Source organism: Chitinibacter sp. ZOR0017, assembly GCF_000799095.1.
Classification (GTDB): Bacteria; Pseudomonadota; Gammaproteobacteria; order Burkholderiales; family Chitinibacteraceae; genus Chitinibacter; species Chitinibacter tainanensis.
The window spans coordinates 103,935-114,313 of record NZ_JTLG01000008.1 but is presented as its reverse complement, the minus strand read 5'-3'; the positions used below and the strand labels follow the sequence as shown (position 1 = coordinate 114,313).

11 protein-coding genes are annotated in these 10,379 nt (G+C 54.8%); 2 read left to right on the top strand and 9 right to left on the bottom strand.

Annotated features, from left to right (window positions below; genetic code table 11):
* Positions 1-44 precede the first annotated feature (44 nt).
* Positions 45-248, bottom strand: a complete 204-nt coding sequence (locus tag L991_RS02620) for a hypothetical protein (protein WP_197053775.1) — start codon at positions 246-248, stop codon at positions 45-47.
* A 425-nt stretch (positions 249-673) separates the two neighbouring features.
* Here L991_RS02620 and adhE point away from each other — a divergent pair, with 425 nt between their 5' ends.
* Both adhE and L991_RS17175 read left to right on the top strand, forming a co-directional pair.
* Positions 674-3,286, top strand: a complete 2,613-nt coding sequence (gene adhE, locus L991_RS02615; protein WP_051258800.1) for a bifunctional acetaldehyde-CoA/alcohol dehydrogenase — start codon at positions 674-676, stop codon at positions 3,284-3,286.
* A 128-nt stretch (positions 3,287-3,414) separates the two neighbouring features.
* Positions 3,415-3,609, top strand: a complete 195-nt coding sequence (locus L991_RS17175; RefSeq protein WP_156128958.1) for a hypothetical protein — start codon at positions 3,415-3,417, stop codon at positions 3,607-3,609.
* Positions 3,610-3,651: 42 nt separating this feature from the next.
* Here L991_RS17175 and L991_RS02610 read toward each other — a convergent pair whose 3' ends face one another.
* From L991_RS02610 to L991_RS02575, 8 genes are all read right to left on the bottom strand, one after another.
* Positions 3,652-4,155, bottom strand: coding sequence for a TIGR02281 family clan AA aspartic protease (locus L991_RS02610; protein WP_052190525.1), 504 nt, complete (start codon positions 4,153-4,155; stop codon positions 3,652-3,654).
* A gap of 69 nt (positions 4,156-4,224) precedes the next feature.
* Complete coding sequence (locus tag L991_RS02605) at positions 4,225-6,123, bottom strand: ATP-binding cassette domain-containing protein (RefSeq protein WP_047391894.1); 1,899 nt, start codon at positions 6,121-6,123, stop codon at positions 4,225-4,227.
* 63 nt (positions 6,124-6,186) lie between these two features.
* On the bottom strand, positions 6,187-6,696 hold the full coding sequence (locus L991_RS02600; protein ID WP_197053774.1) for a phosphatidylglycerophosphatase A: 510 nt from the start codon (positions 6,694-6,696) through the stop codon (positions 6,187-6,189).
* A 27-nt stretch (positions 6,697-6,723) separates the two neighbouring features.
* Complete coding sequence (gene thiL / locus L991_RS02595) at positions 6,724-7,680, bottom strand: thiamine-phosphate kinase (protein WP_047391890.1); 957 nt, start codon at positions 7,678-7,680, stop codon at positions 6,724-6,726.
* Between the two features lie 12 nt (positions 7,681-7,692).
* Positions 7,693-8,139: a transcription antitermination factor NusB gene (gene nusB / locus L991_RS02590; RefSeq protein ID WP_034619224.1), complete on the bottom strand. Its 447-nt coding sequence runs from the start codon at positions 8,137-8,139 to the stop codon at positions 7,693-7,695.
* Between the two features lie 35 nt (positions 8,140-8,174).
* Complete coding sequence (gene ribH / locus L991_RS02585; protein ID WP_047391888.1) at positions 8,175-8,645, bottom strand: 6,7-dimethyl-8-ribityllumazine synthase; 471 nt, start codon at positions 8,643-8,645, stop codon at positions 8,175-8,177.
* A gap of 18 nt (positions 8,646-8,663) precedes the next feature.
* Complete coding sequence (gene ribBA / locus L991_RS02580) at positions 8,664-9,761, bottom strand: bifunctional 3,4-dihydroxy-2-butanone-4-phosphate synthase/GTP cyclohydrolase II (protein WP_047391886.1); 1,098 nt, start codon at positions 9,759-9,761, stop codon at positions 8,664-8,666.
* Complete coding sequence (locus L991_RS02575) at positions 9,758-10,378, bottom strand: riboflavin synthase (RefSeq protein WP_047391882.1); 621 nt, start codon at positions 10,376-10,378, stop codon at positions 9,758-9,760. Before L991_RS02575 ends, ribBA begins: the two co-directional genes overlap by 4 nt.
* Between the last annotated feature and the right edge of the window lies 1 nt (position 10,379).

Genomic DNA, 10,379 nt, shown 5'->3' with positions numbered 1-10,379 from the left:
GTATCCCGCATTGGTCTTGGGGCCAAAATAATGCTGCCCAATTTTTAATCCAAAACCAATGCAGCGAGAATTTTCTCGAGTGCTTCAGCTTGCGTGAGCTGCTGTTGCTGGCAATAGGTGCGGAACTTCTGATGCAAGCTAGCATCGATTTCTACTGACAACGCTTTCGGTAGGCGCAACTGATGGTTTTGCGTGGCGCGCTTAATCTGCAGCGCCCGCGAGCGGCGCTTGCGTTCTGCAACGCTCATCGCTTGCCCATGCAAAGGGCGCCGGCCGCGCGGTTTTTTATCTTTGGTTTGCTCCATGCTGCACCAAGTCATCGTGACAAGTCGCGATAATAACAGTCATCGCAGCTAGTTTGGCGGGGATTCATGGATTTCAGGCTTAAGTGGGCTCGACATGGAGCACACCAGCTCATATTCCCCGATATTACTTTACATAATATACATTATGCGAATTTTAGATGAAGGGCGTTTGAAAACATGAGAAATATCAACTTTTCATATCCATACTGCATCTACCATGCTTCCATCACCTGAAGATGTTGGCATCACTCAGCAAGTTTGGTCTTTTTTACACCGTTTCATGACGCGTAAATAAAGCACAGACAAGATTAGTTGTCAGACATAAGATGATTACCACAGAAATCCACTTAGCAAGTCAGGAGCACAAAATGGCTGTTACCAATGTTCAAGAACTGGATGCACTGGTCGCTCGAGTAAAAAAAGCTCAGCAACTGTTCTCAACTTTCACCCAGCAACAAGTGGACGAGATTTTCCGTGTAGCTGCACTCGCGGCTGCTGATGCCCGTTTGCCACTCTCAAAAATGGCCGTAGCCGAAACCGGCATGGGGATCGTCGAAGACAAAGTAATCAAAAATCACTTTGCTTCTGAATATATCTACAACGCCTACAAAACCGAAAAAACTTGTGGCGTACTCGAAGAAGACGAAGCTTTCGGTACCATCACCATCGCCGAGCCAATTGGCCTGATTTGCGGGATTGTGCCAACAACCAATCCAACCTCAACCGCTATTTTCAAAGCCCTGATTTCGCTGAAAACGCGTAACGGTATTATCTTCAGCCCACACCCACGTGCTCGCAAATCAACTTGCGAAGCGGCCCGCATCGTTCTGGAAGCCGCAGTTTCAGCTGGCGCGCCACGCGACATTATTGGCTGGATTGATGAGCCCACTGTAGAGCTTTCTAACCACCTGATGAAACACCCAGACCTGAATCTGATTCTGGCAACCGGTGGCCCAGGCATGGTGCGGGCAGCTTATAGCTCGGGTAAACCAGCCATTGGTGTGGGTGCGGGTAATACCCCGGTGGTGATTGATGAAACCGCCGACATCAAACGTGCAGTAGCCTCGATCCTGATGTCAAAAACCTTCGACAACGGCGTGGTCTGTGCGTCTGAGCAATCCGTCATCATCGTTGACAGCATCTACGAGCAAGTCAAAGAGCGCTTTAACAGCAATGGCGGCTACATTCTGAACAAGAAAGAAACCGAAGCGGTACGCAAAGTCATCCTGATCGATGGCAACCTGAATGCAGGTATCGTAGGACAATCGGCGCTGAAAATCGCTGAAATGGCCGGCATCAAAGTACCGCCGTATACCAAAGTGTTGATCGGTGAAGTGGCATCTGTGGGTGAAGAAGAAGCCTTCGCGCACGAGAAACTCTCCCCTACTCTGGCCATGTATCGCGCCAAAGATTTCTTCGATGCCGTGCATAAAGCGGAAGCACTGGTGGCATTGGGCGGGATTGGCCACACCTCATCGCTGTACACCGATCAAGACTTGCAGAAAGAACGCATTGTCTACTTCGGCGACAAAATGAAAACCGCCCGGATTCTGATCAATACCCCTTCATCACAAGGTGGTATCGGTGACCTGTACAACTTCAAGCTGGCGCCATCGCTGACCCTGGGTTGCGGCTCTTGGGGTGGGAACTCGATTTCCGAGAACGTGGGCCCGAAACACTTGATCAACAAGAAAACTGTGGCGAAGCGAGCTGAAAATATGTTGTGGCATAAACTTCCGAAAAGCATTTACTTCCGTCGCGGTAGTCTGTCTGTAGCCTTGGAAGAGTTGTCGAACAAAAAACGCGCAGCCATCGTGACTGACCGCTATCTGTTCAACAACGGCTATGTAGATGAAACCATCCGCATCCTGAAACAGAATGGCCTGGAAGTTGAAGTGTTTTATGAAGTTGAAGCTGACCCAACTCTGGCCGTCGTGCGCAAAGGTGTGGCGATGCTCAATAGCTTCAAACCTGACGTGATCGTAGCCTTGGGTGGTGGTTCGCCCATGGATGCAGCGAAAATCATGTGGGTTATGTACGAGCACCCAGAAGTACACTTCGAAGATCTGGCCCTGCGCTTTATGGATATCCGTAAGCGGATTTATAAATTCCCGAAAATGGGTGTTAAAGCCGAACTGATCGCGATCCCAACCACTTCAGGTACTGGTTCGGAAGTAACCCCATTCGCGGTGGTAACCGATGAAAAAACCGGCATGAAATACCCAATCGCCGACTATGAGCTGACCCCGAATATGGCGATTGTCGATGCGAACTTGGTAATGAATATGCCAAAATCGCTGACTGCCTTCGGTGGTATCGATGCGGTGACTCACGCACTGGAAGCTTATGTATCGGTACTGGCTAACGAGTTTAGCGACCCACAAGCACTGCAAGCGCTGAAACTGTTGAAACAGCACTTACCATCAGCCTACAGCAACGGCGCGAATGACCCTGCGGCACGTGAAGGCGTACACAACGCCGCCACCATCGCCGGTGTAGCCTTTGCCAATGCCTTCCTGGGTGTTTGTCACTCAATGGCGCACAAAATCGGTGCCGAGTTCCACCTCGCCCACGGTTTGGCCAATGCCCTGCTGATCAGCAATGTGATTCGTTACAACGCGGTGGATATTCCGACTAAACAAACGGCCTTTAGTCAGTACGACCGTCCACAAGCGAAATGCCGCTATGCCGATATCGCCGAGCATCTGGGCTTGCCAGGCAAAAACGATGATCAGAAAGTCGCCGCACTGGTGGCTTGGGTGGACGAGTTGAAAGCTGCGCTGAACATTCCGCAATCGATCAAAGATGCCGGCGTGAACGAAGCAGACTTCCTGGCTAAAGTAGATCGGATCGCTGAAGAAGCCTTCGACGATCAGTGTACCGGCGCCAACCCACGCTTCCCGCTGATCAGCGAGCTGAAACAGCTGTTGCTCGATAGCTTCTACGGTCGCGAATACAAAGAAACCTACGGCCAAGCCTAAGTTAGGCTCGCAACACAAAGCCCCGCACTAGCGGGGCTTTTTTTGTTCTAGATCAATTTATTGGCGCGTTTTGTTCAGTAATGTGCTCAAGTTAGTGCCTGCTATGCCGATAACATCATTAGTGGCTAATGCACTTGCCACCTGTGATGACAACCCAGAGCCAGACCATGCCGATCCGCCCGATTAACTACGCTGATGATTTGAGCACCGCGATTGCCCAGTATCTCGCCAATGCCAGCGAAGTACTCAAACGCGTGGACAGCCTACTGGCCGTCGAGCTCAAAAGCCAGGTCAACCCGCCCCATCACCCAGTACGCGGCTAATTACCCGTAGTCATCCACACCTCATCGTGAGTCGCAAGCCGGCTAGTGGCTGGTCTGTTCGAGTGGACTTAACTGCAGCTGTTCACCCTGTATCTCCAGTTTAAAACGCCGCAGTACATTCATCCCCAGCAAGATCTCATCCCCCAAACGTGGCACCACTGCCGCCGATACCTGCCGCAAGGTAAATGGCCCCAGGCGCAATTCGGCCAGTACAGTGGCATAGGCCTCAACGGGGCCATTGGCCGTTTGGGTGGTAAAGCGCTCGCCTATCGGTAAATTCAGCTGCCGGGCCAGATCTTCATCGAGCGTCACGCTACTGGCACCGGTATCCACCATTAAAATGGCCGGAGCACCATTCAGGGTACCGGGCAGGCGAAAATGCCCATCCCGCCCTTTGCGCACCTGCAGTACTTGGCCACCCGTGGCTTCTAGCGTCGTGGCGGCCGGCTGGCGGCTAAATACAAAATGCTCAAACGCCCCGTACACACAGACCAAAACTAACAGCCAAAATAGCCATAAGCCCAGATTGCTACGCAGAAAATTCACAGGGGTATTACCCTCAAAGGTAGATATAAAAAAGGCTAGAGCAATATACCCTAGCCTTTATTTGAATCACTACAAGATTTCTTCCAGCTCGCTACTCAGCTCCAACCATTGCAGCTCCAACTCTTCCAACTGCGCTTTAACTTCGGCATCTTGCCGCAACGCTGTTTGCAGTTCGTCTTTACGCTCAGCGCTATAGATGCTTTCCTCGGCCAGCAAAGTATTCAGCTCACTTTGCTGCGCTTGTAGCTGTGCCAGGCTTTTTTCAACTTTGGCGAGCTTTTGCTCGAGGGGTTTGCGCAGCGCGGCCAAGCGTTGCCGCTCTTGCGCCTCTTGCCGCTTTTGCTCTTTGCGATTATTGCTCTCACCTGAAGCTGCCGGCTGGGCGCTTGCCGCCTGCTCACCACGTTTTTCCTGGCTGTATCGGCTGTAATCGTCCAGATCGCCATCAAATGGCCGCACGCGGCCACCTTCAATCAGCCAGAAATCATCTACGGTGGCGCGTAATAAATGCCGATCATGCGAGACCACCAATAAAGCGCCTTCGAAATCCTGTAGCGCAAAGGTCAGCGCCTCGCGCATTTCGATGTCCAAGTGGTTGGTAGGCTCATCGAGCAGCAATAAATTCGGTTTTTGCCAGATCAGCAGCGCCAACGCGAGACGGGCTTTCTCGCCCCCAGAGAACGGCGCCACCGGGCAAGTGGCCATATCGCCGACAAAATTAAAGCCGCCCAAGAAGTTGCGGTGCTCTTGCTCACGCGTGGTCGGGTCGAGCTTTTGCAAGTGCCACAACGCGGATTCTTCCAGCCGCAGATATTCGAGCTGATGCTGGGCAAAGTAACCCACACGCAGGCCTTTGCCTTCGGTGCGAATACCTGCCAGCAGGGGCTGCTCGCCGGCCAGCGAACGAATAAAGGTCGACTTCCCTGCCCCGTTCACGCCCAATAAGCCCAAGCGGGCTTTGTTTTCGAGGCTGAGGTTCAGCCCTTGCAACACCGGCGCAGCGGCCTGATAGCCTGCCACGCCATTTTCCAGCCGTACCAAGGGGCTAGGTGACGATTCGGGCTCGCGGAAAGCAAAACTAAATGGCGAATCGACATGCGCGGCGGCGATCCGCTCCATTTTTTCCAAGGCCTTCACCCGGCTTTGCGCCTGTTTGGCCTTGCTGGCCTTGGCCTTAAAGCGGGTAATAAAGCTTTCTAGGTGGGCGATTTGCCGTTGCTGCTTTTCAAAAGCCTGGTTTTGCTGGGCCAGTTTCTCGGCGCGCTGGGCTTCGAAATCGGCATAGTTACCGGTGTAGAGCTGCATCCCTTGCTGCTCGATATGTAAGATCTGCCCCACGGTCGCATCGAGAAAATCACGATCATGCGAGATCACCAGCAACATACCGCGATAGGATTTAAGCCAGCCTTCCAGCCAGACTACGGTCTCCAGATCCAAGTGATTGGTCGGCTCATCCAAGAGCAGCAGATCCGAGCGGCACATTAGCGCCTGCGCCAGATTCAAGCGCATACGCCAGCCCCCCGAGAAGCTACTCACGGGCCGTTGCATTTCATCGCTACTAAAGCCTAGCCCAGCCAGCAATTTGCCAGCCCGCGCAGGTGCGGCGTAGCCATCAATCGCTTCCAGCTGGGCCAGCAACTCACCATGGCGCACGCCATCCCCTGCTACAGCGGCAAGCTCAGCCTCCACCCGACGCAACTCTACATCGCCATCCAGCACATAATCCAGCGCCGTGCAGGGCAAGGCCGGCGTTTCTTGCGCCACATGGGCAATCGCCGCCCGCGGCGGCATTAAGAGATCGCCGGTATCTGGGTGGATTTCATCGCGCAGCAAGGCAAAAAAGCTGGATTTACCGGCGCCATTGGCACCGACCACGCCGGTTTTACTGCCGGGATTAAGGGTTAGATCTACGCTATCTAGCAGTACTTTCACCCCACGCCGCAGCGTGAGTGACTTTAATCGAATCATGTATACACCAAGAGGGTATTAAGCCACAGCCATTATTAGAAAACAGCTACAGAGCCATACCCATTAAGAAATCCAGGGGCTAATCATCAGCAAAACGGCTATCGCCATCACGGCGGCCAAAATGTCGTCCACCATCACGCCTAAGCCACCTTTGATCTGGCGATCACACCAGCGTATGGGCCAGGGTTTGACGATATCAAATAAGCGAAACAGCGCAAAAGCCATCAGCCAGCCCAGCCAGCTCTCCGGCGCAAAACACAGCACCATCAACATAGCGACGATCTCGTCCCAGACGATGCCGCCATAATCACTGACGCCAAGGGCCCGCCCAGTGACCTCACAAAACCAGATACCTGCCGCAAACAAGGGCCAACATAGGGCAAAAATAATCGGTGCTGGCAGCCAGATATGCAAAAGCGCAAACAGCGGCAAGGCCACCAGCGTGCCCCACGTGCCCGGCGCGCGCCGAGCCAGACCAGCGCCAAAGCCAAAGGCCAGCCAGTGGGCGGGATGGCGCATTAAAAACGCCCAATCGGGCGTTAGTAATGGCGGCTGTTTTTTATCCTGCGTCATCGTCATCTCAAACTGTGCTCAGCGGCTTTAGGGGGCGCGAAAATGATCAAAGCCACCCAAGCCCAAATCCAGAGTTTCCCCAGCGGCATCCACAAACTGCACGCCTGAGGCCGCGGTAATCTGCCCGATCTGGCTAAGCGCCAAGCCCAGGTCCTGGCCAATAGCGGCCAATTGCGCGCGGGCGCTGGCGGGCGCGGTAAAGAGTAACTCGTAATCATCGCCACCGGCCAGCTTGGCTTCCAAAGCCAGCTCGGCAGGTAAAGCAGCCAACTCGGGTGCGGCAGGCACTGCGTCAACTTCAATTCTGGCCCCGCACTGCGAGCGCTGGCATATATGCCGCAGATCACCCGCTAGGCCATCTGAGATATCCATCGCTGCATGCACCAGGGGGCGGATCGCCCGGCCTAAGGCCACACGGGGTTGCGGTAAATCCAGCCGCAGATCACAGCGCGCCGCGATCTCAGCGGCGAGGGTAACTCGCCCAGTGCGATACATCACCGCCGCAGCGGCCGCGCCCAATGGGCCACTCACCCAGATATCATCCCCTAGCTGCGCCTGTGAGCGCAGCATGCGAGAGCCAGTTTCTACTTCGCCAGCAATCTGGATCGCAATCGTCAACGGGCCCTTGGTGGTGTCCCCCCCCACCAGCTCGATCCCATGCGCATCGGCCAAGGCAAACATGCCGCGACTAAAGGCCGCCAGCCAGTCGGCATCGACGTTGGGCAAGGCCAGCGAGAGCGTAAACCAGCTGGGCTTGGCCCCCATGGCAGCGAGGTCTGATAGATTGACCGCCAAGGCTTTGTGCCCAAGCCGCTCGGGGTCGGCATCGGCAAAAAAATGCCGGCCGGCCACCAGCATATCAGCTGACACGGCCAGCTGATGTCCGGGGCTGAGGCTAAGTAGCGCGGCATCATCGCCAATCCCCACCACCGCCCGCGGTGTGGGGCGGGTGAAATACTGGCGAATCAGATCAAACTCGTTCAAACCGCGCCCTCGTTAGCCCTGACGTTTGGCACGAATCGCGGCAAACTCTTCGGCGCGCACTTGCTCGGCCACTTTATCCAGCACGCCATTCACAAAACGGTGGCCATCTGAACCGCCGTAAGTTTTGGTGAGCTCAATGGCTTCGTTGATGATGACCGGATATGGGGTTTCTGGCATCGAGATAATTTCGAACGCGCCGGTATACAACACGGCCAGCTCCACGGTGCTGACTTCTTCCAGTGGGCGATCCACATGTGGCTCAATGGCCTTGGTCAGGCTGGCAGCATCTTTAATCACGCCGAACAAAATCGCGCGATACAGATTGGCATCGGCTTTGCCAAAATAGGTGCTGCTCGAGCGCAGATACAGGTCGATGTTGTTCACGGTTTCGTGACTCATCAGGTATTGATATACCCCTTGCACCGCAAACTCGCGCGCCCGGCGGCGGGCGGATTTCATTGGGCCTTTTTTGGCCGGGGCTTTTTGTTCTTCGCTCATGCTACTGCCTTTAACAAATTAGCGGTTTCTACCGCAACACGCGCGGCTTCGCGCGCTTTTTCTACAACACGCACTTCGGCCTGTTCGTCGTTTTCGGTGGTCAGAATGCAGTTGGCGATCGGCATTTTGCTGTCTAGCGTAATGCGCGTTACACCCGCACCGGATTCATTGGCCACCAGTTCAAAATGGTAGGTTTCACCGCGAATAATCGCACCCAGCGCGATTAGCGCATCGTAACGACCGCTATTGGCCATCTTTTGCAATACCACCGGAATTTCCAGCGCGCCGGCCACAGTGCCCAGCACGATATCGCCGGGCGCTACGCCCAGTTTCACCAGCTCATCCAGGCAGTTGTCGCGCAAGCCTTCGCACACCGGCGTATTAAAACGGCTCATTACCACGCCAATTTTCATGCCTTGGCCATTTAGATTCGGGGCAATTTGCTGGATACCTGCAGGTACACTCATGATTGATCCTTTAGTCTTTTATTGATTCGGTTGGGCAAAACCGGTGATTTCCAAACCAAAACCGGTCATGCTCGGAATTTTGCGCTCAGGCGACATCAGGCGCATGGCGCCCACGCCTAAGTCTTTCAACATTTGTGCGCCAATCCCGTAGGTGCGCATATCCCATTTCTGGGCTTTATTCAGCTGCAGTTCGGGCAAAGCGCGGGCCAGCAGGTCTTCGCCAGATTCAGTCCGGTGCAGCAAGATCATCACGCCTTTACCGGCCTGATTGATGGCCTGCAAGCTCGCCTCCACCGACCAAGAATGCCGGCGCCCATCCAGATCCAGCCAATCCATGAGCGAGGCAGGCTCATGCACCCGCACCAAGGTTTCTTCTGTGGGGCAAGGCTGACCTTTAACCAGCGCCAGATGCGTCGATTTGGTGAGTTTATCGCGGTACACGGCCAGCTCGAATTCACCGGCAAAGGTGCGCACGGGGCGACGGCCCACGCATTCAACTAAGGATTCGGTGCGGCTGCGGTAATTGATCAGATCGGCGATGGTGCCGATTTTCAGTCCATGCTGCGCCGCGAACTCCAATAGCTCCGGCAGGCGCGCCATGGTGCCATCGTCGTTCATAATCTCGCAGATCACCGACGCAGGCGTTAGGCCCGCCATCATGGCCAGATCACAGCCAGCTTCGGTGTGCCCAGCACGCACCAAAACCCCGCCGGGCTGCGCCATCACCGGGAACACATGCCCGGGTGAAACCACATCGGCAGCCTTGGCATCAAATGCCACCGCTTTGCGGATCGTTAGCGCGCGATCATGCGCGGAAATGCCCGTGCTGACGCCTTCGGCGGCTTCAATCGAGGCGGTAAAATTAGTACCAAACGACGAGCCATTGCTCTGCACCATGGTGGTGAGATTTAGCAGTTTGCAGCGCTCGGGAGTTAGCGTTAGGCAAACCAAACCACGGCCATATTTGGCCATGAAGTTGATCGCCTCGGGCGTCACAAAATCGGCGGCCAAAACCAGATCGCCTTCATTTTCGCGATCTTCTTCATCCACCAACACCACCATGCGGCCGGCTTTTAGCTCGGCGATGATTTCCTGTACTGGGGCAATCTGACTCATACGGCGCTCCCTTGCTGCTCTAGCGATACCATCCGTTCAACATAGCGGGCAATCAGGTCGATTTCGAGATTTACCTGCGCGCCAGCTTGCAGCTGGCCAAGCGTGGTCACCGACAAGGTGTGCGGGATTAGATTGATTTCAAATTCGCAACCCGCCGCTGTGTCACGCACGGTATTGGTGGTAAGCGAGACGCCATTGACCACCACCGAGCCCTTCGCGGCAAGATAACGCGCCAGCGTGGCCGGAGCAGCAATGCGCAGCAGGCGATTTTCGCCGACCGGATCAAACGCCAGCACGGTGCCAACACCATCCACGTGACCGGACACCATATGCCCACCCAACATGTCGCCTAAGCGCATGGCTTTTTCCAGGTTCACTGGGCCCGGCCGATCTAGGCCAACGGTACAGCGCAGCGATTCATTGGAAACATCAATTTTGTATTTGCGTGGGGGTATCTGCTCAATCACAGTCATGCATGCGCCGTTGTGAGCAATACTATCCCCCAGTACTACATTGGAAAGGTCTAATTCGCCTGCATCTACGGTGAGGCGTACGCCCCCTTCAAAGGCGTCCACTGCTTCGATCTGCCCGATGGCCTGAATAATGCCGGTAAACATG

What these genes read in the sequence shown, in the direction of transcription:
- L991_RS02620 (WP_197053775.1), bottom strand. Translation starts at nt 248, where the DNA reads ATGAGCGTTGCAGAACGCAAGCGCCGCTCGCGGGCGCTGCAGATTAAG.
- adhE (WP_051258800.1), top strand. Translation starts at nt 674, where the DNA reads ATGGCTGTTACCAATGTTCAAGAACTGGATGCACTGGTCGCTCGAGTA.
- L991_RS17175 (WP_156128958.1), top strand. Translation starts at nt 3,415, where the DNA reads ATGCACTTGCCACCTGTGATGACAACCCAGAGCCAGACCATGCCGATC.
- L991_RS02605 (WP_047391894.1), bottom strand. Translation starts at nt 6,123, where the DNA reads ATGATTCGATTAAAGTCACTCACGCTGCGGCGTGGGGTGAAAGTACTG.
- L991_RS02600 (WP_197053774.1), bottom strand. Translation starts at nt 6,696, where the DNA reads ATGACGCAGGATAAAAAACAGCCGCCATTACTAACGCCCGATTGGGCG.
- nusB (WP_034619224.1), bottom strand. Translation starts at nt 8,139, where the DNA reads ATGAAATCCGCCCGCCGCCGGGCGCGCGAGTTTGCGGTGCAAGGGGTA.
- ribH (WP_047391888.1), bottom strand. Translation starts at nt 8,645, where the DNA reads ATGAGTGTACCTGCAGGTATCCAGCAAATTGCCCCGAATCTAAATGGC.
- ribBA (WP_047391886.1), bottom strand. Translation starts at nt 9,761, where the DNA reads ATGAGTCAGATTGCCCCAGTACAGGAAATCATCGCCGAGCTAAAAGCC.
- L991_RS02575 (WP_047391882.1), bottom strand. Translation starts at nt 10,378, where the DNA reads ATGTTTACCGGCATTATTCAGGCCATCGGGCAGATCGAAGCAGTGGAC.